20 protein-coding genes are annotated in these 25787 nt (G+C 68.6%); 11 read left to right on the top strand and 9 right to left on the bottom strand.

Going from position 1 to position 25787, the window contains the following annotated elements; translation table 11 throughout:
* Positions 1-23: 23 nt before the first annotated feature.
* A complete protein-coding gene (gene ubiE, locus T336_RS0109150) occupies positions 24-755 on the bottom strand; it encodes a bifunctional demethylmenaquinone methyltransferase/2-methoxy-6-polyprenyl-1,4-benzoquinol methylase UbiE (RefSeq protein WP_019702135.1) in 732 nt (243 codons plus the stop codon).
* 157 nt (positions 756-912) lie between these two features.
* Entirely contained in the window at positions 913-1353 is a 441-nt protein-coding gene (locus T336_RS0109145; protein WP_026432309.1) for a gamma-butyrobetaine hydroxylase family protein, read from the bottom strand.
* A 97-nt stretch (positions 1354-1450) separates the two neighbouring features.
* Between T336_RS0109145 and T336_RS0109140 the strand changes: the two genes are divergently transcribed.
* Positions 1451-2524, top strand: a complete 1074-nt coding sequence (locus T336_RS0109140) for a GGDEF domain-containing protein (protein WP_026432308.1) — start codon at positions 1451-1453, stop codon at positions 2522-2524.
* A 35-nt stretch (positions 2525-2559) separates the two neighbouring features.
* Here the strand turns inward: T336_RS0109140 and T336_RS0109135 are convergent, their stop codons facing one another.
* The 4 genes from T336_RS0109135 to serA form a co-directional block, all read right to left on the bottom strand.
* Positions 2560-3006, bottom strand: a complete 447-nt coding sequence (locus T336_RS0109135) for an HIT family protein (RefSeq protein WP_026432307.1) — start codon at positions 3004-3006, stop codon at positions 2560-2562.
* The gene (locus T336_RS0109130) at positions 3006-6917 is read right to left on the bottom strand and encodes a DUF3683 domain-containing protein (protein WP_026432306.1); all 3912 of its coding nucleotides are present in this window, start codon (positions 6915-6917) and stop codon (positions 3006-3008) included. The genes T336_RS0109135 and T336_RS0109130 overlap by 1 nt, the downstream gene beginning before the upstream one ends.
* A 119-nt stretch (positions 6918-7036) precedes the next feature.
* On the bottom strand, positions 7037-8833 hold the full coding sequence (locus T336_RS0109125; RefSeq protein ID WP_026432305.1) for a methyl-accepting chemotaxis protein: 1797 nt from the start codon (positions 8831-8833) through the stop codon (positions 7037-7039).
* 132 nt (positions 8834-8965) lie between these two features.
* Positions 8966-10195, bottom strand: a complete 1230-nt coding sequence (gene serA / locus T336_RS0109120; RefSeq protein WP_026432304.1) for a phosphoglycerate dehydrogenase — start codon at positions 10193-10195, stop codon at positions 8966-8968.
* Between the two features lie 316 nt (positions 10196-10511).
* Here serA and ugpB point away from each other — a divergent pair, with 316 nt between their 5' ends.
* The 8 genes from ugpB to T336_RS0109080 all read left to right on the top strand — a co-directional run bounded on the left by ugpB (position 10512) and on the right by T336_RS0109080 (position 20394).
* The gene (gene ugpB / locus T336_RS0109115; protein WP_019702142.1) at positions 10512-11822 is read left to right on the top strand and encodes a sn-glycerol-3-phosphate ABC transporter substrate-binding protein UgpB; all 1311 of its coding nucleotides are present in this window, start codon (positions 10512-10514) and stop codon (positions 11820-11822) included.
* Positions 11823-11966: 144 nt separating this feature from the next.
* Positions 11967-12848 (top strand): sn-glycerol-3-phosphate ABC transporter permease UgpA, encoded by an 882-nt coding sequence (gene ugpA / locus T336_RS0109110; protein WP_019702143.1) that lies wholly within the window; start codon positions 11967-11969, stop codon positions 12846-12848.
* 1 nt (position 12849) lies between these two features.
* Complete coding sequence (gene ugpE, locus T336_RS0109105; RefSeq protein ID WP_019702144.1) at positions 12850-13701, top strand: sn-glycerol-3-phosphate ABC transporter permease UgpE; 852 nt, start codon at positions 12850-12852, stop codon at positions 13699-13701.
* Positions 13702-13763: 62 nt separating this feature from the next.
* Positions 13764-14780, top strand: coding sequence for a sn-glycerol-3-phosphate import ATP-binding protein UgpC (locus tag T336_RS0109100; protein WP_019702145.1), 1017 nt, complete (start codon positions 13764-13766; stop codon positions 14778-14780).
* A gap of 20 nt (positions 14781-14800) precedes the next feature.
* Positions 14801-15160: a bleomycin resistance protein gene (locus T336_RS0109095; RefSeq protein WP_019702146.1), complete on the top strand. Its 360-nt coding sequence runs from the start codon at positions 14801-14803 to the stop codon at positions 15158-15160.
* Between the two features lie 42 nt (positions 15161-15202).
* The gene (gene ugpQ, locus T336_RS0109090; protein ID WP_019702147.1) at positions 15203-15970 is read left to right on the top strand and encodes a glycerophosphodiester phosphodiesterase; all 768 of its coding nucleotides are present in this window, start codon (positions 15203-15205) and stop codon (positions 15968-15970) included.
* Between the two features lie 179 nt (positions 15971-16149).
* The gene (locus T336_RS27500; protein WP_026432303.1) at positions 16150-17754 is read left to right on the top strand and encodes a methyl-accepting chemotaxis protein; all 1605 of its coding nucleotides are present in this window, start codon (positions 16150-16152) and stop codon (positions 17752-17754) included.
* 60 nt (positions 17755-17814) lie between these two features.
* Positions 17815-20394 (top strand): DUF3772 domain-containing protein, encoded by a 2580-nt coding sequence (locus tag T336_RS0109080; protein WP_026432302.1) that lies wholly within the window; start codon positions 17815-17817, stop codon positions 20392-20394.
* A gap of 37 nt (positions 20395-20431) precedes the next feature.
* Here T336_RS0109080 and T336_RS0109075 read toward each other — a convergent pair whose 3' ends face one another.
* Entirely contained in the window at positions 20432-21400 is a 969-nt protein-coding gene (locus T336_RS0109075; RefSeq protein WP_026432301.1) for a Bug family tripartite tricarboxylate transporter substrate binding protein, read from the bottom strand.
* A gap of 99 nt (positions 21401-21499) precedes the next feature.
* Positions 21500-22405: a LysR family transcriptional regulator gene (locus T336_RS0109070; protein WP_026432300.1), complete on the bottom strand. Its 906-nt coding sequence runs from the start codon at positions 22403-22405 to the stop codon at positions 21500-21502.
* A gap of 118 nt (positions 22406-22523) precedes the next feature.
* On the opposite strand from T336_RS0109070, the gene T336_RS0109065 reads away from it, so the two are divergent.
* Entirely contained in the window at positions 22524-24086 is a 1563-nt protein-coding gene (locus tag T336_RS0109065) for an MFS transporter (RefSeq protein WP_026432299.1), read from the top strand.
* Positions 24087-24092: 6 nt separating this feature from the next.
* Here the strand turns inward: T336_RS0109065 and T336_RS0109060 are convergent, their stop codons facing one another.
* A complete protein-coding gene (locus T336_RS0109060; RefSeq protein ID WP_019702154.1) occupies positions 24093-24368 on the bottom strand; it encodes a hypothetical protein in 276 nt (91 codons plus the stop codon).
* A 79-nt stretch (positions 24369-24447) separates the two neighbouring features.
* Here T336_RS0109060 and hemA point away from each other — a divergent pair, with 79 nt between their 5' ends.
* Positions 24448-25746 carry a glutamyl-tRNA reductase gene (gene hemA, locus T336_RS0109055; protein WP_019702155.1) on the top strand — a complete coding sequence of 433 codons (1299 nt, stop codon included), beginning with the start codon at positions 24448-24450 and terminating at the stop codon, positions 25744-25746.
* The last annotated feature ends 41 nt before the right edge of the window (positions 25747-25787 follow it).

The raw sequence follows: 25787 nt of genomic DNA, 5'->3' as shown, positions 1-25787 counted from the left end.
CGAAACGCGTGCTTCGTCCCAGTTCAGCACTTGATTCCAACATGCAGGGCCACGATGCCGCCAGTCATGTTGTGATAGTCCACATGCCCAAAGCCATTTTTCTGCATGAGGGTTTTGAGCTCTTCCTGGCCCGGATGCATGCGGATCGACTCGGCCAGGTAGCGGTAGCTCGCGTCGTCGCCGGCCACGAGCTTGCCCAGCCGCGGCAGCACCTTGAAGGAGTACCAGTCGTAGGGTTTGCGCAGCGGCTTGGCCACCTGCGAGAACTCCAGCACCAGCAGCCGGCCGCGCGGCTTGAGCACGCGGCACATCTCGGCGATGGCCGCGTCCTTGTGGGTCATGTTGCGCAGGCCGAAGGCCACGCTCACCACGTCGAAATGGTTGTCGGGAAACGGCAGCCGCTCGGCGTCGCAGACCAGCGTGGGCAGCACGGTGCCTTCGTCGATGAGGCGGTCGCGCCCCACGCGCAGCATGGATTCGTTGATGTCGGTGTGCACCACCGTGCCACTCGCGCCGACCTTCTTCGCGAAGGCGCGCGCCAGGTCGCCCGTGCCGCCGGCGATGTCCAGCACGCGCTGGCCCTCCCGCAGGTTGGCGACCATCACGGTATAGGCCTTCCACGCACGGTGCAGGCCGCCCGACATCAGGTCGTTCATGACGTCGTACTTGGAAGCGACGGAATCGAAAACCCCGCGCACGCGGCGCGCCTTGTCGTTCTCGTCCACGGTCTGGAAACCGAAATGGGTGGTGCTCATGGTGGGGATGCTAAGAGCGCAGGGGCCGCGCAGACAGCGACAACCCCGCACGGGGTTGGGGCATGTGTCGCGCAGCAGGTACGCGGGGCTTGAAGAAAAAACCGGCGCCAGCGCTCGTGGAAGCGACCGCCAACGCTATCAATATTAGAGCATACGCTCAGTGCGTTCCGCAGCCGCCACCGGCGCCGGCACCGCCGGCACCGCCGGTGCGCGTTGCCGGCATGGGCGCATCGCGATCGAGGCCGGCATCCGCCAGGCGCTGCAGGTACTGCTGCCAGAGCGATTCCTGGTCCCGCCCGAGCCGGTACAGGTACGGCCAGGTGAAGAGCCCGCTCTGGTGTCCGTCGGAGAACACGGGCTTGATCGCGTAGTGGCCCACGGGCTCGATGGCGGTGATCTGCACATCGCGCTTGCCCGTCTGCAGCACCTCCTGGCCGGGGCCATGGCCCTGCACCTCCGCGGAGGGCGAATACACCCGCAGCAACTCGAAGGGAATGCGGAAGCTCGCGCCATCATCGAAGGCGATTTCGAGCACGCGCGACGCACCGTGCACGGTGAGCGATTGCGGCGCGGCGGCCGCCGCTTGCTGGTCTGCCATGGAAGGTTCTCTCATTTTTCTGCCGCGCGGGATGCGGCGGTAGCAACTCTTACATTCGTGGACGAGAATTGTCCCACCAGCCGCACCACAGCCCACCATGCCAGGCAACGACGCCCCCGCCATTCCCGCGCTTCATCCCGCCCCGGAGGGGCGCCTGGCGCGCAAGGCCTTCTGGGTGATGACGCAGCGCGTGACGGTGATGGCCGCGGCGGTGGACACGGCCTTCATCCCCCTCTTCCTGCTGCTCGGGTCGCCGCCGTTGACCTGGATCAATGTGGCGAGCATCGCCATGTACGCGGCTGCCTACGCGCTGCTGGCGCAGCGCCGCAACGCCGCCGCGCTGGCGCTGATCTGGCTGGAGGTGGTGGGCCACTCGGCCCTCGGCACCTGGCTGGTCGGCTGGAACAGCGGCTTCCACTACTACCTGCTGATGTTCATTCCCGCCATCGTGGTGGGCCGGGGCCGGCGCAGGATCACGCCGGTGATGCTGCTCGCGCTGTTCGTCCTCTACATCGGCATGTACGAACTGTCGCGCCGCTACGGCGCGCAGGCGCCGCTCGGCGACCTGGGGCTCTCGGTCACGCATGCATTCAACGTGGGCGTGGTGTTCGCCATGGCGGCCTATACCGCGCGCTACTACTACGGCTCGGTCCTGCGCGCCGAGCGCCGGCTGCAAGACCAGGCCGCCACCGACCCGCTCACGGGGCTGTCCAACCGGCGGCGCCTGGCCAGCCTCGCGCAGGAACGCATCGCGCAGGCGCGGCAGGCCGGGCAGCCGACGGCAGTGGTGATCGCGGACATCGACCACTTCAAGCGCATCAACGACACCCACGGCCACGAGGCCGGAGACCAGGTCCTGGTGCATGTGGCGGAACTGCTGGCACGCAGCAGCCGCGCGCGCGACCTGCTGGCGCGCTGGGGAGGCGAGGAATTCCTGCTGGTGATGCCCACGTGCGGCCTGGCAGATGCGCAGGCCCTGGCCGAGCGCATGCGCGCCGCCGTGGCCGAACGTCCGGCCCGCTATGGGGCGCTCACCATCCCGGCGAGCATGTCGCTGGGCCTGGCGCAACTGCGCAGCGGCGAATCGCTGGAAGCCGCCATCGCCCGCGCCGACGGGGCGCTGTATGCCAGCAAGCATGCGGGCCGCAACCGCGTGACGACGGCGGACTGACCACGCGCCGGAACCGTGCGGGCCGGCGCGCGCGCTCAGTCCAGCCCGGCCCGGGCCAGGCGCTCGCGCATCAGTTGCGCGACGGCTTCGCTGCGTGCCTGCACGGCGGCCTCCTGCACCAGGTCGCGCTCGCGCTGGGGCGGCGCCCAGACGGGCGCGGGAAAGTGGCTGTCCCACCCGAAGCGGGCGATCACGTGCCAGTGCAGGTGCGGCACCATGTTGCCCAGGGCCGCGAGATTGATCTTCGCGGGCTGGAGCTGTTCGCGCAGCACCTGTTCCACCACCGCCACGGCGGCCGTGCAGCGCTCGCGCTCGGTGTCGGCCAGGTCCGAGAACTCCGCCACGTGCCTGTTCCAGATGACGCGGTAGAACCCCGGGAAGCCGCGGTCAGCCTCCTCGCCGGCATGCACCACGCGCATCAGCCGGCCACGCCAGACCAGCGTGCCGCCTTCGCCGCTGCACAGGGGGCAGGTGGAGGCCATCACACCAGCACCCGCTCGATGCCGCCCGCATTGGCGCGCTGCACGTACTCGGGCATCCAGTTCTCGCCCAGGATCTCGCGCGCCATCTCGACGACGATGTAGTCGGCTTCGAGCAGGCCGTTGTTCAGATCGTCCTGGTAGCGGTTCAGGCCCTGCAGGCAGCTGGGGCAGCTGGTGAGGATCTTCACGTTCTCCTGCGGGGCGACGGCGCCGCTGGCGCGCAGCGCGGCCTCGCCCTTGCGGATCTCCTGCTCCTTGCGGAAGCGCACCTGGGTGGAGATGTCGGGCCGGGTCACGCCCAGCGTGCCGGATTCGCCGCAGCAGCGCTCGCTCTTGACCACCTGCTCGCCCACCAGGGCCTTGACGGTCTTCATCGAGTCCTGCTGCTTCATCGGGCTATGGCAGGGCTCGTGGTACAGGTAGGCGCCCTTGCCCTGCAGCTGGATGCCCTTTTCCAGCAGGTATTCGTGGATGTCGATGATGCGGCAGCCCGGGAAGATCTTGTCGAACTGGTAGCCCTGCAGCTGGTCGTAGCAGGTGCCGCAGCTGACCACCACCGTCTTGATGTCCAGGTAGTTCAGCGTGTTGGCCACGCGGTGGAACAGCACCCGGTTGTCGGTGATCATCTTCTCGGCCTTGTCGAACTGGCCGCTGCCGCGCTGCGGGTAGCCGCAGCACAGGTAACCCGGCGGCAGCACGGTCTGCACGCCCGCATGCCAGAGCATGGCCTGGGTCGCGAGGCCCACCTGGCTGAACAGGCGCTCGGAGCCGCAGCCGGGGAAGTAGAACACCGCCTCCGTCTCGGCCGTGGTGGCGGCCGGGTTGCGGATGATGGGCACGTAGTCCTTGTCCTCGATGTCCAGCAGCGCGCGCGCCGTCTTCTTCGGCAGGCCGCCGGGCAGCTTCTTGTTGATGAAGTGGATGACCTGTTCCTTGACCGGCGCGGTGCCCACCGTGGCGGGCGGATGCGCGGTCTGCTTGCGGCCGAAGCCGCGCAGCAGATCGACGGCCATGCGCTGCGCCTTGAAGCCCACGTCCACCATGGCCGTGCGCATCAGCTTGATGGTGTCGGGATTGGTGGCGTTGAGCATGCCCATGGCCAGGGCATTGCCAGGGCGGAAGGTCTTCTTGCCCATCTTGCGCAGCAGGTTGCGCATGTTCATGGTCACGTCGCCGAAGTCGATCTTGACCGGGCACGGCGTGTAGCACTTGTGGCAGACGGTGCAGTGGTCGGCCACGTCCTCGAACTCCTGCCAGTGCTTGATCGACACGCCGCGGCGCGTCTGCTCCTCGTACAGGAAGGCCTCGACCAGCAGCGAGGTGGCCAGGATCTTGTTGCGCGGGCTGTAGAGCAGGCTGGCGCGCGGCACGTGGGTGGCGCACACGGGCTTGCACTTGCCGCAGCGCAGGCAGTCCTTGACCGAATCGGCGATGGCGCCGATGTCGCTCTGCTGCATGATGAGCGACTCGTGCCCCATCAGCCCGAAGCTGGGCGTGTAGGCATTGGTCAGGTCGGAGTACATCAGCGACTCGCGGGCCGAGACGGCCGCCGGCGCCTGTTCCGTCCGGGCCACGGGCTCCTGGCTCCGCAGCAGCTTGCCCTTGTTGAAGCGGCCTTGCGGGTCCACGCGGCGCTTGTAGTCGGCGAAGGGACGCAGCTCGTCGTCGGTCAGGAATTCGAGCTTGGTGATGCCGATGCCGTGCTCGCCCGAGATCACGCCGTCCAGGCTGCGCGCCAGCACCATGATGCGCGCCACGGCCTCGTGGGCCGTCTGCAGCATCTGGTAGTCGTCGCTGTTGACGGGCAGGTTGGTGTGGACGTTGCCATCGCCCGCATGCATGTGCAGCGCCACCCACACGCGGCCCTTGAGCACGCGCTGGTGGATGGCCTGCGCCTCGTCCATGATGGGCTTGAAGGACGCGCCGGGGAAGATCTTGGCGAGCGGCTCTCGCAGCTGCGTCTTCCAGCTCGCGCGCAGGGTGTGGTCCTGCAGCTGCGGGAAGAGCGTCTCCACATCGGTCAGCCAGCCGCTCCAGAGCGAGCGGACTTCGCCGATCAACGCCACCGCCTGGGCCACGCGGTCCTCCAGCAGCTCGGCCGAGGGGATCTCGTGCGCGTCGTCCTGGCGGCCCAGCGGGAGCTTGCCGCGCTGGAAGAAGGCCTCCAGCTCGTCGCACAGCTGCAGCTTGTTGCGCAGCGACAGCTCGATGTTGATGCGCTCGATGCCGTCGGTGTACTCGGCCATCCGCGGCAGCGGAATCACCACGTCCTCGTTGATCTTGAAGGCGTTGGTGTGGCGGCTGATGGCGGCCGTGCGCTTGCGGTCCAGCCAGAACTTCTTGCGCGCCTCGGGGCTGATGGCGATGAAGCCCTCGCCCGCGCGGGAGTTGGCGATGCGCACGACCTCGCTGGTCACGCGCGCCACGGCGTCGGCATCGTCGCCCGCGATGTCGCCGAACAGCACCATCTTCGGCAGGCCGCCGCCGTGCTTGCGGCTCTTGGTAGCGTAGCCCACGGCCTTCAGGTAGCGGTCGTCCAGGTGCTCCAGGCCCGCCAGCAGCACGCCCGAACGCTTCTGCTCGGCGAACATGAAATCCTTGATCTCGACGATCGAGGGCACGGCGTCCTTGGCATTGCCGAAGAACTCCAGGCACACGGTGCGCGTGTGCGCCGGCATGCGGTGCACCACCCAGCGCGCGCTGGTGATGAGGCCGTCGCAGCCTTCCTTCTGGATGCCGGGCAGGCCTGAGAGGAACTTGTCCGTCACGTCCTTGCCCAGCCCCTCCTTGCGGAAGGTGCGGCCGGGAATCTCCAGACGCTCGGTGCGGATCGGCGTCCTGCCGTCGGCCTCGAAGTACTGCAGCTCGAAGGTGGCCGTCTCCACGTCGTGGATCTTGCCCATGTTGTGGTCCAGCCGCGTGACTTCGAGCCACTGCGCCTCGGGCGTCACCATGCGCCAGCTGACCAGGTTGTCCAGCGCCGTGCCCCAGAGCACGGCCTTCTTGCCGCCCGCGTTCATGGCGATGTTGCCGCCGATGCACGAGGCTTCTGCGCTGGTCGGATCGACCGCGAAGACGAAGCCCGCGCGCTCGGCCGCGTCGGCCACGCGCTGGGTGACCACGCCGGCCTCGGTCCAGATGGTGCCCACCTCGCGGTCCATGCCCGGCAGGCGGCGCATCTCCACCTCGGTCATGGCTTCGAGCTTCTCGGTGTTGATGACCACGCTGCGCCAGGTGAGAGGAATCGCGCCGCCGGTGTAGCCGGTGCCGCCCCCCCGCGGGATGATGGTCAGTTCCAGCTCGATGCAGGCCTTGACCAGCGCGGCCATCTCGGCCTCGGTGTCGGGCGTGAGCACCACGAACGGGTATTCGACGCGCCAGTCGGTGGCGTCGGTCACGTGCGACACGCGCGAGAGGCCGTCGAACTTGATGTTGTCCCTGGCCGTGTGGCGGCCCAGGCGCTTCTGCACCTGGCGCCGCAGCTGGGCGGCCTCCACGAAGGTGGCGTCGAATTGCGCGATGGCGCGACGCGCGGCCTCCACCAGCTGGCCCACCAGGCGGTCGCGCTCGGCGTCCTCGCCGGGCGTGCGGCGCTTGCCGATCTCCGACAGCCGGTGCTGCAGCGCGTCCACCAGCATCTTGCGGCGGCCTGCGTTGTCCAGCAAGTCGTCCTGCAGGTAGGGGTTGCGCTGCACGACCCAGATGTCGCCCAGCACCTCGTACAGCATGCGGGCGGAGCGCCCGGTGCGACGCTCGCGGCGCAGCTGGTCCAGCACGTCCCACGAGTCGGAGCCCAGCAGCCGGATGACGATTTCCCGGTCGGAAAACGAGGTGTAGTTGTACGGAATCTCGCGCAAGCGAGTGGGCTCGGCGGCCTGTGTCAGGGCTGCCAACTCAGTGGGTGCATTCATCGGGGGGATCACCTGGGGAGCGCGGACGCTCCCAACCTTGGGGGGGCCGCGATTTTAAGCCAGCGGCCTCCAACGCGTCGCGGCCCCGGGCCACGGCCTCCCGCCCGGGCAGGCCCGCGTCAGAAGCTCTCCCACTCGTCTTCCCCGCCCGCGGCGCGGGAAGCGGGCCGGGACGCACTGGCAGCCGCCGGGGCTGCAGACGTGCCGATCCGGGCTTTCGGGGACCCGGCCCGGGCCGGGGAGGCGGACGTCACGGCAGGCGCAAGCGCAGGCGCCGGCGCAGGCCTGGCCCGTGCCTGCACGGGGGCTGCAGCCGTCGCCGGGGGAGCCACCGGTGCGCTGGCGCGGGCCACGGCCGCCCCGGGGGCCGTGCGGAAGAACGCCACCGCCTGCACCAGCTGTTCCGCCTGGATCTTGAGGCTGCCGGCCGCTGCCGCGGACTCCTCCACCAGCGCGGCATTCTGCTGCGTGGCCTGGTCCATCTGCGTCACCGCCGCGCCCACCTGGGACACGCCCTCGCTCTGCTCGCTGCTCGCCGCGCTGATTTCCGCCACGATGTCGGTCACGCGCCGGATGGAGGTGACCACTTCGGTCATCGTGGCGCCGGCCTTGTCCACCAGCACCGTGCCCTGCTCCACCCGCTCGACGCTGTTGCCGATCAGGCTCTTGATTTCCTTGGCGGCTTCGGCGCTGCGCTGCGCGAGGCTGCGCACCTCGCCGGCCACGACGGCGAAGCCCCGGCCCTGCTCCCCGGCACGCGCGGCCTCCACCGCTGCGTTGAGCGCCAGGATGTTCGTCTGGAAGGCGATGCCGTCGATGGTGCCGATGATGTCGCCGATGCGGCGCGAAGCCTCGTTGATGCCCTTCATGGTCTCGACCACCTCTCCGACCACCTCCCCGCCCTGGCTCGCGATGCCCGACGCGCTGGCCGCCAGCTGGCTGGCCTGGCGGGCACTCTCGGCGTTCTGGCGCACGGTGGAGCCCAGTTGCTCCATCGACGCCGCCGCCTGCTGGAGCGAAGCCGCCTGCTGCTCCGTGCGGGCCGAAAGGTCTCCATTGCCCTGCGCGATCTGGGCACTGGCCGTGGCCACACCTTCCGCGTTGCGGCGGACCTCGCCGGTGATGCGCGCCAGCGTGTCGCGCATATCCACCAAGGTGCGCAGCAGCCGGGACACCTCGTCGCGGCCCTCAGCGTGCAGCTCGACGGCCAGGTTGCCCTCGGCCACCTGCTGGGCAGCGTCGATGGCGCGGTTCAGGGGGTGGACGATGCTGCGCACGATGACCACGGCCAGCAGCGCGGCGACGGCGGCGGCAGCCACCATCGTCACGACCAGCCAGTTGCGGCCGTCGCCCAGGATCTTCATCGCCAGGGTCGAGGCATCCTTGGCCTGGTCCACGTTGTACTGGATCACCTTGTCGAGCTGCTCGCTGGTGGCGAAGTACAGGCCACGCGTGGTGTTGAGCATGTGGTTCAGCAGTTCCGCATGCTGGCCCGGATCCTGCGCGGACGCACGGATGCGCGAGGCGGCGGCCATGTAGGCCGCAAGATCCTTCTTGAAGACCGCGGCCAGCGCCGCCTCGCCGGGGCTGCCGATCAGCGTGGGTTCGACATAGGTCCGGTTGAGCTCCTCGAACTTGGCGACCGTCTTGTCGAACGAGTCGCGGTATTCCCCCTGCTCCTTGGCGGGCGTTTCCAGCAGCAGGAGGGCTTCGACGCGCCGCATCAGGTCGAGATTGCGGCGATATTCAGAGAGGATCATCACCGATGGCAGGTTGTTGTCCACCACCGTGCTGGTCTGACCCTGCAATTGCGACATCTGCCGCAGGCTGAAAAGGCCCAGGAAAACAGAGAGAACGACCATGGCGGCAAAGGCGAGGCCCAGCCGCGGCGCGAGCTTGATGTGGGAAAAATTCATGTTTTTTGACAATTGCCGGATGGGAACCCGGAGGTCACCAAATGTATCAATTGATTCAAAAAGCATGTTGTCAGCCATCTTCCCGTCCAGTACCCGGCATGGCCGGAGAGGCCGTGCCGCCCCGGCCATCGCTCAGAACAGCACGCGGCTCCGGATGGTGCCCGGCACGCTCGCGAGTTTGTCCAGCGCCAGCTCGGACGACTGTGCGTCGATGTCGATCACCACGTAGCCCACTTTTTCGTTGGTCTGCAGGTACTGCGCCGAGATGTTGATCTGGTTGTCGGCGAACACCTGGTTGATGGCCGACAGCACCCCTGGCACGTTGCGGTGGATGTGCAGGATGCGGTGCTTGCCCGGATGCGCGGGCAGCGCCACCTCGGGGAAATTCACCGACGAGGTCGAGGTGCCGTTGTCGCTGTACTTCACGAGCTTCTCGGCCACCTCCAGGCCGATGTTGGCCTGCGCCTCCATGGTGGAGCCGCCGATGTGGGGGGTAAGGATGACATTGTCCAGCCCGCGCAGGGGCGAAGTGAACTCGTCCTTGTTGCTGCGCGGCTCCACCGGGAACACGTCGATGGCCGCGCCGAGCAGCTTCTTCGCGCGGATCGCGTCGGCCAGCGCCTCGATGCGGACCACGGTGCCGCGCGCCGCATTGATCAGGATCGCGCCCGGCTTCATGGCAGCGATCTCTTCCGGCCCGATCATCCACTGCGTGGAGGGCACTTCGGGCACGTGCAGGGTCACGATGTCGCTCTGCGCGAGCAGCGCCTGCAGCGACGGCGCCTGGCGGGCGTTGCCCAGCGGCAGCTTGCTCACCACGTCGTGGAAGACGACATGCATGCCCAGCGCCTCTGCCAGCACCGACAGCTGCGTGCCGATGGAACCGTAGCCCACGATGCCCAGCGTCTTGCCGCGGATCTCATAGGCGTTCTCGGCGCTCTTGAGCCAGCCGCCGCGGTGCGCCACGGCGTTCTTCTCGGGCACGCCGCGCAGCAGCAGGATGGCCTCGGCCAGCACCAGCTCCGCCACGGAGCGGGTGTTGGAGTACGGCGCGTTGAAGACGGCGATGCCGCGCTCGCGCGCAGCATCCAGGTCGATCTGGTTGGTGCCGATGCAGAAGGCCCCCACGGCCACGAGCTTGTGGGCGTGCGCGAACACCTCGGCCGTGAGCTGGGTGCGCGAGCGGATGCCCAGGAAATGCGCATCGGCGATCTTGCGGTGCAGCTCCTCGCCTTCCAGCGCCCCCGGCAATGCCTCGATCTGGGTATAGCCCGCGCCACGCAGCACGTCGAGCGCCGAAGGGTGCACGCCCTCCAGCAGGAGGAACTTGATCTTGCTCTTGTCCAGCGATGTCTTGGTCATGGAACTACGGGGAAGGAGAAGTAAGGAAGGGAAGGATGCATGGCGGACGCCTTGCAGGTGGCCGACCATTGTGCAATGGGAAGAAACCCTGTACCCAGGGGGCTTTTCGATCCACCAAGTGGAATCCCAGTCACGCAGGCGACGGACGAGCCCGGCGAGTCGTCACAAAACAGACACAATTCCGCCACACAAAGACCTCCATCCAGGGAAGTTCCCGATCCGTGGAAATCCCTGCCTATGCGACAACGACATACCGATGACATGTAGCGCGCATACCATGCGCCGCTTTCGCATCGCCATACTTTGAGGAGTTTCCATGCAGCCCAAGCACCTGGCCCTGGCCGCCGCCATCGCCGCATCCGCTTGCATTTCGGCCCACGCCCAGACCGAGATCCAGTGGTGGCACTCGATGACGGCCGTGAACGGCGAATGGGTGAACGACCTGGCCCGCCAGTTCAACGAGAGCCAGAAGGAATACAAGATCGTGCCCACCTACAAGGGCACCTATGACGAATCCATGACGGCCTCGATCGCCGCCTTCCGTGCCGGCAACGCGCCGCACATCCTGCAGGTGTTCGAAGTGGGCACCGCCACCATGATGGCCAGCAAGGGCGCGATCGTGCCCGTGGGCAAGGTGATGCAGGACGCCGGTGCACCGTTCGATCCCAAGGCCTACATCCCCGCCGTGGCCGGCTACTACACGGCCCCCAACGGCCAGATGCTGAGCTTCCCGTTCAACAGCTCCACCACCATCTTCTATTTCAACAAGGACGCCTTCAAGGCCGCCGGCCTGCCCACCGACAAGGCGCCGGCCACCTGGCCCGAAGTGGTCAACGCAGCCGCCAAGCTCAAGGCTTCCGGCCACAAGTGCCCGTTCACCACGGCCTGGCAGAACTGGACGCAGGTGGAGAGCTTCTCGGCGTGGCACAACGTGGAGTTCGCGAGCAAGGCCAACGGCCTGCAGGGCCTCGATGCGCGCTTGAAGGTCGATTCGCCCCTGCACGTGCGCCACATCGAGAACCTCGCCAACATGGCCAAGCAGGGCCTGTTCGTGTACAAGGGCCGCGGCAACGTGCCCGAGGCGAGCTTCGTCTCCGGCGAGTGCGCCATGATCAACACGTCTTCGGGCTTCTACGGCAACGTGGCCAAGAACGCCAAGTTCGCCTATGGCCTCGCCCCCCTGCCCTACTACCCTGACGTTCCCGGCGCGCCGCAGAACACCGTCATCGGCGGCGCCAGCCTGTGGGTGATGGCCGGCAAGAAGCCCGCCGAGTACAAGGGCGTCGCCGAGTTCTTCAAGTTCATCTCCACGCCTGAAGTGCAGTCGGCCAGCCACAAGCGCACCGGCTACCTGCCCGTGACGACCGCCGCCTACGAGCTGACCGAGAAGTCGGGCTTCTACAAGGAGCATCCCGGCACCGATGTCGCCGTGACGCAGATGATCCGCAAGGTGACCGACAAGAGCCGCGGTATCCGCCTGGGCAACTACGTGCAGATCCGCGCCATCGAGGACGAGGAACTCGAGCAGGTCTGGTCCGGCAAGAAGAGCGCCAAGGAAGCGCTCGATGCCATCGTGAAGCGCGGCAACGAACAGCTGGAGCGCTTCCAGAAGGCCAACAAGGGCTGATTCCCGCCGCCTCCGGGCGGCCCCCGGGCCGGCCCGGCCGGCTTGCGCCCTCCCGTACCGGCCCTCCCTGCACCCGCGGGGAGGGTCTTTTCGTCATTCGACAGCCCGGCAGCGCACGCCGGGCGCAAGGTAACTGCATCCGCCATGGAAAAACGCGTCCGATTCCAGTCCGCCTGGCTGCCCTGGCTGCTCATCGCGCCGCAGATGGCCATCATCGTGGTCTTCTTCTTCTGGCCCGCCAGCCAGGCGCTGGTGCAGTCTCTGCAGATGCAGGACGCCTTCGGCACGTCCACCGAATGGGTGGGGCTGGAGAATTTCCGCCGGCTGTTCGACGACCCCGGCTATATCGAGTCGTTCAAGACCACCGCGTTCTTCTCGGTGCTGGTGGCGGCCAGCGGCATCGTGCTGTCGCTGCTGCTGGCGGTGTTCGCCGACCGGGTGGCCAAGGGCGCCATGTTCTACAAGACCCTGCTGATCCTGCCCTACGCGGTGGCGCCGGCCGTGGCCGCCGTGCTGTGGGTCTTCATGTTCTCGCCCTCGCTGGGCGTGGTGTCGTACGCGCTGGGCCGCTTCGGCATCGACTGGAACCACCTGCTCAACTCCGGCCAGGCCATGGCGCTGATCGTGATGGCCTCGGTCTGGAAGCAGATCTCCTACAACTTCCTTTTCTTCCTGGCGGGGCTGCAGTCCATCCCGAAGTCGCTGATCGAAGCCGCCGCCATCGACGGCGCCGGCCCGTGGCGCCGCTTCTGGAGCGTGCAGTTCCCGCTGCTCTCGCCCACCACGTTCTTCCTGCTGGTCATCAACGTGGTGTATGCGTTCTTCGACACCTTCGCCATCGTCGATGCCGCCACGCAGGGCGGCCCGGGCAAGGACACGGCCATCCTCGTCTACAAGGTCTACTACGACGGCTTCAAGGCCATGGACCTGGGCGGCTCCGCGGCGCAGTCCGTGGTGCTGATGCTGATCGTGGTCGCGCTCACCGTCGTGCAGTTCCGCTACGTTGAAAAGAAAGTCCAGTACTGAAATGGTCGAACGCAGCCTCACGCGAGGCATCCTCGCGCACTTCATCATGATCCTGGGCATCGCCATCGTGGCGTTCCCGCTCTACCTGGCCTTCGTGGCCTCCACCCACACCGCCCAGGAAATCGTGCAGGCGCCCATGCCCCTGCTGCCCGGCACGAACTTCTGGGACACCTACAAGGCGGCCCTGTTCGGGCGCGACCAGGGGGCCGGCTCCACCGCGCCGGTGGCCCGCATGATGTGGGTGAGCTTCGTGTCGGCCATCGTCATCACGGTGGGCAAGATCGCCATCTCGCTGCTGTCGGCCTTCGCCATCGTGTACTTCCGCTTCCCGTTCAAGGGCCTGTGCTTCTGGCTGATCTTCATCACGCTGATGCTGCCGGTGGAAGTGCGCATCGGCCCGACCTACCAGGTGGTGTCGGACCTCGGCATGCTCAACAGCTACGCGGGCCTCACGGTGCCGCTGATCGCGTCGGCCACCGCCACCTTCCTCTTCCGGCAGTTCTTCCTCACGGTGCCGGACGAGCTGGTCGAGGCCGCGCGCATCGACGGCGCCGGGCCCATGCGCTTCTTCAAGGACGTGCTGGTGCCGCTGTCGCGCACCTCCATCGCCGCGCTCTTCGTGATCCAGTTCATCTACGGCTGGAACCAGTACCTCTGGCCGCTGCTGGCGACCACGAGCGAGGACATGTACCCCGTGGTGATCGGCATCAAGCGCATGATCGCGGGCGGCGACGGGCAGAACGAGTGGAACATCGTCATGGCCACCGCCATCCTGGCCATGCTGCCGCCCGCCGCGGTGGTGATCCTCATGCAGAAATGGTTCGTGAAGGGCCTGGTGGACACCGAGAAGTAGTCCTCCACCTCCCTGAAAACGCCCATTCCACCCACGCATCCCGCTACGAACCCCATCGCAACATGGCATCTCTTTCCCTGCGCAACGTCGTCAAGCGCTACGGCCACGGCCCCAAGGCCAACCAGGTCATCCACGGCGTGAACGCCGAAATCGCCGACGGCGAATTCATCGTCATCGTCGGCCCTTCGGGCTGCGGCAAGTCCACCCTGCTGCGCATGGTGGCGGGCCTGGAGGAAATCTCCGGCGGCGAGATCGCCATCGGCAACCGCGTGGTCAACAACCTGGAGCCCGCCCAGCGCGACATCGCCATGGTGTTCCAGAACTACGCGCTCTATCCGCACATGACGAACTTCGAGAACATGGCCTACGGCCTGAAGATCGCCAAGGTGCCGAAGGACGAAATCAAGGCGCGCGTGGACAAGGCCGCGAAGATCCTGGAGCTCGGCCACCTGCTCGAGCGCAAGCCGCGCGAGCTGTCCGGCGGCCAGCGCCAGCGCGTCGCCATGGGCCGCGCCATCGTGCGCCAGCCCCAGGTATTCCTGTTCGACGAGCCGCTCTCCAACCTCGACGCCAAGCTGCGCGCGCAGACCCGCCTGGAGATCCAGAAACTGCATCGCGAACTCGGCATCACCAGCCTGTTCGTCACGCACGACCAGGTCGAGGCCATGACGCTGGCCCAGCGCATGATCGTGATGAACGGCGGCGTGATGGAACAGTTCGGCACGCCCGAAGAGGTCTATCACACGCCCGCATCGACCTTCGTCGCGAGCTTCATCGGATCGCCGCCCATGAACCTGCTGAAGAACGCCCCGGGCGGGCGGCAGGGCGCGATCCTCGGCATCCGGCCGGAGCACATCGACATCTCCGGCGTGGGCTGGGAGCTGCGCGTGGAGACGGTGGAGCTGCTGGGCGCCGAGCGCCTCGTCTATGGCCGCCTGCAGTCGGGCGGCGGGGACGAGCCGGTCATCGTGCGCATCGAGGAAGGCACCCACCATCCCCAGCCCGGCGACACCATCCACGTGGAGCCCCGCATGGACCGGCTGCACTGGTTCGACGCCGCCTCCGGCAAGCGGCTCTGAGCCGCGCCGGCACTGCCCGCATGGAACACAAAGCCCCGCTGCACGCCACCATCCCGGTGCTGGCGTCCCTCGACCTCGACGAAAGCGCCGCCTTCTATTCCGGGCGGCTGGGCTTCACGGTCGCATTGCGTACCGGCGACTACCTCATCGCCGCGCGCGACGGCTGCGAACTGCATTTCTGGCTCTGCGGAGAGCGCCACATTGCCGAGAACACCTCCTGCTACGTGCGCGGCGACGTGCGCGCGCTGCATGCCGAATTCGCCCAGCGGGGGCTGGAACTATCGCCACCCGTGGAACGCCCCTGGGGCATGCGCGAACTCTACGTGCACGACCCCCACGGCAACCTGCTCAAGTTCGGCGAACAGATCCAGACCTCCTGAGCGCCACGGGGCCGCCCGCCAGCGGTCCTATAGTTCATCGCCATGACTGCCACCCCATCCACCACGCCCCCCGCCGACTGGCCCTATCCCCGATGGATCGCCCACCGCGGCGCGGGCCGGCTGGCCCCCGAGAACACCCTGGCGGCCTTCCGGCTCGGTGCGCACCATGGCTACCGCATGTTTGAGTGCGACGCCAAGCTCAGCAGCGACGGCGTCGTCTTCCTGCTGCACGACGCCACCCTGGAGCGCACCACCAACGGCCGGGGCACAGCCGGCGAGCGCCCCTGGGGCGAACTCTCGCAGCTCGACGCGGGCAGTTGGCATTCCCGCGGCAGCGCGGGCGAACCCCTGCCGACCCTGGAGCACCTGGCGCGCTACTGCCTGGCCAACGGCTACCTGCTGAACATCGAGATCAAGCCCACGCCGGGCACCGAGGAAGAAACCGGCCGCGCCGTGGCATCGCTGGCGGCGCGCCTCTGGCACCAGGCCGAGGTGCCGCCGCTGCTCACCTCGTTCAAGGTCGCGGCCCTCGCGGGTGCGCGCGACGCCGCGCCCCTGCTGCCGCGCGGACTGCTGCTCGACAGCCTTCCGGATGGCTGGCTCGACACCGCCCGCCAGCTGGGCTGCGCGGCCGTGGTCTGCCACCACGCGCTCTGGACGGTGGAACACGTCGCCGCCGTGAAGGACTGCGGCCTGCGCACGCTCAGCTACACGGTGAACGACGAGTGGGCCGCGCAGCGCCTGCTGGACCTCGGCACCGACGGCATCATCACCGACCGCGTGGATCTGTTCAGCCCGGCGATGGGTTGAAGCCGCCGGGGCTGCGCGCAGGCATATCGAAATCGCGATCGCATCTGGCCAAAAAACACACCCCCGTTTACCCGGATGCAGATGGCATCCGCGCCCACCCCGCCCGCTTCGGCGGACACAATCGCTCCCGCTGGGCGAAATGACACATCAATTTACAAGATGGTCCAAGGGGTGAGGTTATGCGGAACTTCAAGATTTCCACACGGCTGCTGTGGCTGCTGGGCGGGTTGTCGGCGCTGCTGGTCGCGGTGGGCGCGGTCGGGCTGCTCGGCATCGCCAGGTCCAATCACGCGCTCGAATCGATGTACAGGGAACGGCTGACGGCGCAGATCGCCATCGCCGACCTGCGCTACCTGACGGCGCGCAACCGGCAGCTCATATCGGGAGCCCTGCTCTCGCCCTCTCCCGAAAAAGTCGAGCAGGCGCTTCGGGAAGCCCGGGAGAACGTGGTCCTATCCGATCAGCTCTGGGCCCGTATCCAGGCACTGCCACTGGAGCCGGAACTGCGCGAGTCGGTGCAGCGGACGGGCGAGCAGCGCCAGAAGATCATGCAGGAAGGCCTGGGCCCCGCGCTCTCCGCCCTGAAGGACGCCGACATCGCTGCCGTCCGCGTGCTGGCGGTGCGCAAGTTCGATGCGCTGTATGCCCCGCTGGACAAGAGCATCGCCTCGGCCGTCGATCTCAGCCGGCAGTTCGCGGAACAGGACTATGCGCTCGCCGTGGCCCGCTTCGGCACCCTGCGCGCCGTTCTCGGCGGTGCGATCGCAGCCGGGGTGCTGCTGGCGGCGCTCTTCGGCCTGGCGCTGGTCCGCGGCATCGCCCGCTCCCTGCGGCGCGCTGCCCTGGTGGCCGATGCGGTGGCGCGGGGCGACCTCACGCAGCCCATCGACGTGCGCGGACTGGACGAAGTGGCCACCGTGATGCGGTCGCTGGCCAGCATGCAGGCCAGCCTGTGCGTCGTGGTGGACAGCGTGAGGCAGACCTCGGATCGCGTGCTGTCGGCCAGCGCCGAGATCGCACAGGGCAACCAGGACCTGAGCGACCGCACGGAGCAGCAGGCCGCCGCGCTGCAGCAGACGGCGGCCGCCACCGGCCAACTCAGCGGCACGGTCAGCCAGAACGCCGACCATGCGATGCAGGCCCATCGGCTGGCGCAGGCCGCGAGCGAGGTGGCGGTGCGCGGCGGCGCCGCGATGGCCGATGTGGTGCAGACCATGCAGGGCATACAGCACAGCTCGCAGAAGATCGCCGACATCATCGGCGTGATCGACTCCATCGCTTTCCAGACCAATATCCTGGCGCTGAACGCCGCCGTGGAAGCGGCCCGCGCAGGCGACCAGGGCCGCGGCTTTGCTGTGGTGGCCAGCGAGGTGCGCAGCCTGGCGGGCCGCAGCGCCGAGGCGGCCCGCGAGATCAAGGGGCTGATCGGCGACAGCGTGGGCCGCGTGCACAGCGGCACTGCGCTGGTGGATGCCGCCGGCACCACCATGGGCGAGATCGTGGGCGCCATCCGCAGCGTCACCGGCATCGTCGGCGACATCACCGCGGCCAGCGGCGAGCAAAGCACCGGCGTGGCGCAGATCAGCAGCGCCGTGGGCAGCATAGACCAGACCACCCAGCAGAACGCTGCGCTGGTGGAGGAAATGGCAGCCGCCGCCAGCCATATGCGCCACCAGGCGCAGAGCCTGGTGGATGCGGTGGCCGTCTTCCGCCTGCCGCGCGACCCCGGGCCGATGGACCGCGAGCCACCCCGCACTCCGATGCGAGCGCTGGCACAGGGGTAGCCGCCGCGGGAAGGGAACTGCGGCACTCAGCGGCACGGTGATACCCTCGCGGGTCCAGCCATGGACGCGACCATTCACTCCCTTCCCCTGATTCGATTCCTGCGGCGCCTTCCGCATTCCGCGCGGGCGCTGGTCCTCCTGGCGGCCTGCCTGCTGGCAGGGCCGCCCGGCACGGCACAGGCCGCCCCGCAGGCGCCCGCCTCCGCCCCGGCGTCCGCCAGCAGCGCGGGGGCATCCCGGGCCGCGGCGGCCGCTGCGGCAGCCGCGGCGGCGAACGTCGTCGATCCCGACGCGCCGCTGCCCTCCGTGGACGAGCTGCGCAAGCGCCTGGAGGCCCTCCCCCGCAAGCTCGGCGACCAGGACGACGGCCGCAAGCTCGTGAACGACGCCTACGCCGTGGGCACCACGGCCGAGCAGGTGGTGGCCCGCCGCACGGCCGACCTGGCGGACCTGGACAGCCGCCTCGCCGGGCTGGGTCCCGCCCCCGAAAAAGGCGCGCCCGCCGATTCGCCCGACGTCGTCCAGCAGCGCAGCGCCCTCGCCAAGCAGCGCGCCACCGTCGATGCGGACCTCAAGCTCGCGCGCCTGATCGCCGTCGATGCGGAACAGCTCGGCGCCGACCTCCTGCGCCAACGGCGCCAGCAATTCCAGGCCGAACTCACCGCGCGTGCCGATTCACCCCTGGGGGCCGCCTTCTGGCGCAACCTGCGCACGGCGTGGCCCACCGACACCGAACGCCTGTCCGTCCTGGCCATCGAGGCCAAACAGGCCGCGCAGCGCGCGCTCGAACCCGAGCGGCGCCGGACCTTCCTCGTCAGCCTGCTGGGAGCGCTGCTGCTCCTGGTGGCCGGCAACTGGGCCGGCGAGCGCCTGCTCATACGCCTGGCGCCGGCCAAGCTGCCCGCGGGCCGGCTGCGGCGCTCATTGCTGGCCTCGGCCTCGGTGCTGGCGAACGTGGTCTTCACCGGCACCGCCGCGCAGTGGCTGCTGAGCGGTCTCGACGCGGGCGACAACCTCGGAGAGCGGCTCGACGGGCTCGGGCACACCGCCGTGGGCCTCGCGGTCTTCGCGGCCTTCGCCATCGGCCTGGGGCATGCCCTGCTCTCGCGCAAGCGCAGTTCCTGGCGCCTGCCCTCGCTGCCCGACGACCTCGCCCGCCGGCTGAGCCCCTACCCCTGGTGGATCGCGATCATCGCGGCGCTCGGCGGCATGGTGACGGAAATCAACGCCGCCGTGGGCGCCAGCCTCGCCGCGGAAATCACCGCCCAGGCCTGCTTCGCGCTGCTGGTGGCGGCCGTCGTCGCCGCATCGGTGCGGCAGCTCAACGCGCCGCTGCCCGCACCGGCGCAGGAGCCGGCCGGCGGCGAAGAATCTGCGCCGGCCGCGGCCGCCACGCCGCCACGCCCGCTCTGGGTCGGCCTGCTGGTCGCCTGCGCGGGCATCGCCTCCCTGGCCGTGGTGCTGCTGGTCGCCTTCGGCTACATCGCGCTGGCCGGGGCCCTGGCGCGGCAGATGGTCTGGAGCGGCGTCGCCTTCGCCACCGCCTACCTGCTCTACCAGTTGGTGGACGACCTCTGCGACGCCCTGCTCTCCTCGCGCAGCGGCTTCGGGCGGCGCCTGCACACGGGCATGGGCATCGACCCGGGCCTGCTCGACCAGGCGGCGGTCGTGCTCTCCGGCGCCCTGCGCGTCGTGCTGTTCTTCTATCTCATCATCGCCCTGCTGGCCCCCTTCGGCACCGGTCCGGACGAACTGTTCCGCCGCGGCAGCGCGATGGACCAGGGGCTGAACCTCGGCAACTTCGCGCTGGCCCCGCAGGCCCTGCTGACGGCCCTGGGCGTCGTCGTGGCGGGCTTCATCGGCATCCGCGTGATCAAGCGCTGGCTCAGCGACCGGTACTTCCCCAGCACCACGCTGGAGCCGGGCATGCGCAGCTCCATCACCACACTGCTGGGCTACTTCGGCGGCGTGATGGTGATCGCGGCCGCCCTGGCGGCGCTGGGCATCAGCGTGGAGCGCATCGCCTGGGTCGCGAGCGCGCTCTCGGTCGGTATCGGCTTCGGGCTGCAGGCCATCGTGCAGAACTTCATCTCGGGCCTGATCCTGCTGGCGGAACGGCCCGTGAAGGTGGGCGACTGGGTCAAGCTCGGCGACACCGAAGGCGACATCCGCCGCATCAACGTGCGCGCCACCGAGATCCAGCTCGGCGACCACTCCACCGTGATCGTGCCCAACTCGGAATTCATCACCAAGACCGTGCGCAACATGACCTGGGGCGGCTCGCAGGGCCGCGTGCTGCTGCGCCTGCCGGCCCCGCTGGACACCGACGCGCAGCGCATGCGCGCCCTGATCCTGGACGCCTTCAAGGCGCACCAAAGCATCCTGGAGAGCCCCGGGCCCAGCGTGACGCTGGAAGACATCGTGAGCGGCACCCTCACCTTCCTGGCCATCGGCTACGTGAGCAACCCGCGCAACGCCGGCGGCGTGAAGAGCGACCTGCTGTTCTCCATCCTCGAATCGCTGCGCGCCGCGGGCCTGGCGCTCTCGCCCCCGGCCACCACCGCCGTGGCGCCGCTGTCCGCCACGGCCGCCCTCCAGCCCAGGGACCCATCCGGCACGCCCACGCCGGGCACGGTGTAGGCCACCACCGCAGGCCTGCCGGCTGCTTCCGTGCAGTTCAGTCCAGCTTGGCACCGGACTGCTGCACCGCCACGGCCCAGCGCGGCATTTCCGCCGCGAGGAAGCTGGCGAACGCATCGGCGCCCAGGAAGGCCGGGTCGGCGCCCTGCGCCACCATGCGGTTTTTCACGTCGGGCGACTGCATGACCTGGCCGAACGCATCGCTGAGCTTCGCCACCACGTCCCTGGGCGTGCCGGCCGGCGCCAGGAAGCCGTAGAAGCCCACCACCTCGAAGTTCTTCAGCCCGCTCTCGATCGCCGTCGGCACATCGGGCAGCGCTGGATTGCGCTCGCGGCTGGTGACGGCCAGCGCACGCACCTTGCCCTGCTTGTGGTACGCCGCCGCCTGCGGAATGCTCTCGGCCATGAACTGCACCTGTCCGCCCATCAGGTCGGTGAAGGCCGGCGCGCTGCCGCGGTACGGGATGTGCACCATGAACAGCCCCGTGGCCGTCTTGAACATCTCCGGCACCAGGTGGCTGATGCCCCCGTTGCCCGCCGAGCCGAAGTTCACCTGCCCCGGCCGCGCACGGGCGTACGCGATGAACTCCTGCAGGTTCTGCGCCGGCAGCTTCGGGTTCACCAGCAGCGCGAGCGGCTGCATCGCCGTGCGCGCGATGGGCGTGAAGTCCTTGAGCGTGGAGTACGGCAGCTTGCTGTAGAGCGCCGGGTTGATGACCATCACGCCCGTATTGGCCAGCATCAGCGTATGGCCGTCCGGCGGGGCCTTCATCACATCCTGCGCACCCACCGTGCCACCGGCCCCGGCCTTGTAGTCCACCACCACCGGCTGGCCCAGCACGGCCTGCAGCTTGTCGGTCAGCAGCCGCGCATGCTGGTCCAGCGGGCCGCCGGCCGGGAAGCCGACCACCACGCGGATGGGCTTGGCAGGAAAGGCGGTCTGGGCCAGGACGGCCGCGGACATACAGGCCAGGGCGGCGGCGGTGAGCCAGGTGCGCAAGCGCATGGGAAGTCTCCGGGAATGTCGATGGTATGGAGACGGCAGCTTAAGGCGGGAGTGGTCGTGGAGGCAGGGGCAATACCCGCGGGGTGGCCGCTCCGGCCGCTAACGCACCATCCGCCCGCGCTGCAGCCCCTTGGCGGTCACCTCCTGCGAGGCCCATTCGGCCTGTTCGATGAGCCGCCCCAGTTCCTGCACCGCCGCAAGGCTGTCCTGCACCGACTCATCGCTGTACACCAGCATGTAATCCATCATGGGCAGTGGCGGCAACCCGTCGCGCTCGTCCAGCAGCACCATGCCGGGACGCAGGTTGTCGCTCGTGAACATGGCCACCGCCAGGCCGCTCAGCACGGCGGCGCGCAGGTCGTGCAGGCTGTGCGAACTGAAGGCCTTGTGCCAGGCGATGCCGGCCCGCTCGAGCGCACCGATCCCGATCTGGCCGCACACGCAAGGCAGCGGGGAATAGGCCAGCGGCAGCGATGCGCCGTCCCGCCGCTCCCAGCACTCGGCGGCCGCCCATACCATCGGCAGTCGCTGCAGCAGGATGCCGCCGCTCACCTCCGACGTGCTGGTGATCACGGCGAGGTCCAGATCCCCTTCGCGCACCATGGCCGACAGGTCGAGCGTGAGGCCCACGCTCACCTCCAGCCGGACATGGGGGCAACTGCGCGCGAACTGGTGCAGCAATTGCGGCAGGCCGTCGCTCATGAAGTGCTCCTGCACCCCCAGGCGCACGGTGCCCTCGATGGGCGAGCAGCGGAAATGCCGCTCCAGCGCTTCCTGTGCCTGCAGCACGCGCTGGGCGTGGTGCAGCAGATCCTCGCCATCGGCCGTCAGGCCCAGGCGCCGGGTCGTGCGGCGGAACAGCGGCCGCCCCACCAGCGCCTCCAGCCGCCGGATCTGGTGGCTGACGGCGGACTGCGTCAGGTGCAGTTGCTGGGCCGCACGGGTGAAGCCCTGGTTGCGATGCACCGCGACGAAGGTGTGCAGCAATCCGGTGTCGATGGTCATCGCGCCCTATAAATTAAAAAATTAACTGAATCCCACATTATTTAATCATTTGCATCATGAAGCCAGCCTTTCCAGAATGGCGCCTGCCTTTCCGGCCTGCTTTCTGGAGACCCTTCCCATGCCTGCCCACCGTCCCAAATCCCAGCCCCTGGCGCTGGCCGCCATCTGCCTTTCCGCACTGATGTTCGGCCTGGAGATTTCCAGCGTGCCCGTGATCCTGTCCGTGCTGGACAAGGAACTGCACGCCGACTTCCAGGGCCTGCAATGGATCATGAACGCCTACACCATCGGCTGCACCACGGTGCTGATGGCGACCGGCACCCTGGCGGACCGGTACGGCCGCCGCCGCGTCTTCATGCTCAGCGTGCTGGCCTTCGGCCTCGCATCGCTCTGGTGCGGATGGGCCGGCTCCACGCCCGTGCTCATCCTGGGCCGGCTGGTGCAGGGCATCGCAGGCGGCGCGATGTTCATCTGCTCCATCGCCCTGCTCTCGCACCAGTTTCCCGACGGCCGGGAGCGGGGTCGCGCCTTCGCGGTCTGGGGCGTGGTGGCCGGCGTCGGGCTGGGCTTCGGCCCCGTGGCCGGCAGCGCCATCGTCTGGGCATCCAGCTGGCACTGGGTGTTCCTGGTGCACGGACCGCTGTCGGCGCTCACGCTGGCGCTGATCCGTGCCGGCGTGGCGGAGTCCCGCGATCCCCAGGCACGGGAGCACCGGCTGGACTGGGCCGGCCTCGGCACGCTGACCCTGGCGGTGCTCGGCTTCACCGGCTTCCTCATGCAGGGCGAAAGCCTCGGCTGGAAGAGCCCTGCCGCCCTCGGCCTGGCCACCCTGGCCGCCGCCAGCCTGGCGGCATTCATCGCCGTGGAACGCAGCCAGCCCCGCCCGATGTTCGACTTCTCCGTATTCACGATCCGCGACTTCTCGGGCGGCATCCTGGCCTGCATCGGCATGAACTGCAGCTACTGGCCCTTCATGATCTATCTGCCCTTCTACTTCGGCGCCGGCGTGGGCCTGGACACCACGGCCACCGGCCTGATGCTGCTGGTCTATACGGTGCCGTTCCTGGTCATGCCTCCCGTCGCGCAGTGGCTGCTGCTGCGCTACCAGGCAGCCTGGGTGATCCCCTCCGGACTCTTCATCATCGGGCTGGGCTTCATGCTGATGTGGGGCGGCAGCCTGCTGGCGCACCTGGGCGGCTGGACCGTGCTGCCCGGCGCGCTCTTCGCCGGCATCGGGCTGGGCCTGACGACGACACCGGCCACCAACATGACCACGGCCTCGGTGCCGCCACACCGCGCCGGCATGGCCTCAGGCATGGACGTGAGCGCACGCCTCATCACGCTGGTCATCCACATCGCCGTGATGGGCCTGGTGCTGGTGGCGGGCATCCAGGCCGCATTGCGCGGGCTGTGGGGGCCGGCGGTGGAACCGGGCCTGCTGCAGGCGCTGGCCCGGCGGCTCGCGGGGGGCGACCTGGCCGGCGCGCAGCAACTGCTGGCCGGCCACTCCCTGCCGGGCGCGAGCATGGTGCCATTGCAGGAAGTGGTGGTTCAGGGCTTCGGCTGGGTGATGCTGTATGGAGGGCTGGCCGCCTGGATCACGGCCGGGCTCAGCCTCGCGGTGCTGAGGGGCCGGCCGGCGCAGGGAAGTCTTCAGCCCTGCGGCAGCGGCATGCACTGAGCGCGCTCAACGCCAGCCGCGCATCAGCACCCACTGCACCGTGCCGCAGGCAGCTACCAGAGCGGCATAGGTCAGCATCTTCCCGTCCCGCCCCGCCAGCACCAGCCCGGCCACGCACACCCCCAGGCCCACGGCAAAGCTCACGGCCACCTGCCCCAGGAACCCGACGCTGCGGGGCGCCCCGCGAAAGAAAAGCGCGGCCAGGCAGGCCAGCAACAGCGCCACGCCCAGGGCGGGTGCCATGAAATTCAGCAGGTGGAGTGCGGCGGCAGTCGGGTCCATAGCGCAAAGGCATGACGCAGATCAAGACACTTGTGCCGGGGGAAGCACACGGGTGGGATGGAAATTTTATAATCCGGGCATGGCAGTCTGGGCCCTCGGCATCAACCACACGACCGCGCCGCTCGATCTGCGCGGCCGTTTTGCGTTCGCCATCGACCAGATTGCCCCCACGCTGCACGGCCTGCGCCAGTCGCTGGGCGGCGCCACGCGCCATCCGCAGGTGGAAACCGCCATCCTCTCCACCTGCAACCGCACCGAGATCTACTGCGCCGGCCAGCAGACGGCACTGGACCACACGCTCGACTGGCTCGCCCACAGCGGCGGCGTGAGCCCTTCTCTGCTGCGCTCGCACTCCTACACGCTCGAGGAAAGCCTCGTCGCGCGCCATGCGTTCCGCGTGGCCAGCGGGCTCGACTCGATGGTGCTGGGCGAGGCCCAGATCCTCGGCCAGATGAAGGACGCCGTGCGCGCGGCAGAGACGGCAGGCGCGCTCGGCACCACGCTCAACCAGCTCTTCCAGCGCAGCTTCGCCGTCGCCAAGGAAGTGCGCACCAGCACCGAGATCGGGGCCCACAGCATCAGCATGGCCGCCGCCGCCGTGCGCCTGGCCGGGCAGCTGTTCGAAGACCTGACCGAGATCCGCATCCTCTTCGTGGGAGCGGGCGAGATGATCGAGCTCGCCGCCACCCACTTCGCGGCGAAGAATCCCAAGAGCCTCGCCATCGCCAACCGCACGCTGGAGCGCGGCGAGAAGCTCGCCTCCCGCTTCGGCGGCGAGGTCATGCGCCTGGCCGACCTGCCCGACCGCCTGCACGAGTTCGACGCCGTGGTCAGCTGCACGGCCAGCAGCCTGCCCATCATCGGCCTTGGCGCCGTCGAGCGCGCACTCAAAAAGCGCCGCCACCGCCCCATGTTCATGGTCGACCTGGCCGTGCCGCGCGACATCGAGCCCGAGGTGAAGGCGCTCGAGGACATCTACCTCTACACCGTGGACGACCTCGCCAGCGTCGTGCAGACCGCGCAGGCCAGCCGCCAGGCCGCCGTCGCGCAGGCCGAAGCCATCATCGACGCGGGCGTGCAGAGCTTCATGCACTGGATGGACCAGCGCAGCCCGACCGGCGGCGTGGTGCCGCTCATCCAGCAGATCCACGCCCAGGCCGACGAATGGCGCGCGCTGGAGATCGCACGCGCCAAGAAGCTCATCGCCAGGGGCGAGGACATGGACGCCGTGCTGGAAGCGCTCTCGCGCGGCCTCACGCAGAAGATGCTGCACGGCACCCTGGCCGAACTGCGCGCGGGCGATGCCGACACGCGCGCCCAGACGGCCCAGACCGTCTCCCGCCTGTTCCTGCGCTCGCAGTCCAAGAGCGGCCTGTAGCGGCGCCCGCCGCCGTGCCGCCAGGCCCACTAGCGTCTCTG

Origin of the sequence: Paracidovorax oryzae ATCC 19882 (assembly GCF_000687165.1) — a bacterium.
In the GTDB taxonomy this organism is placed as follows: Bacteria; Pseudomonadota; Gammaproteobacteria; order Burkholderiales; family Burkholderiaceae_C; genus Paracidovorax; species Paracidovorax oryzae.
This window is presented reverse-complemented; position numbering and strand designations above follow the sequence as displayed.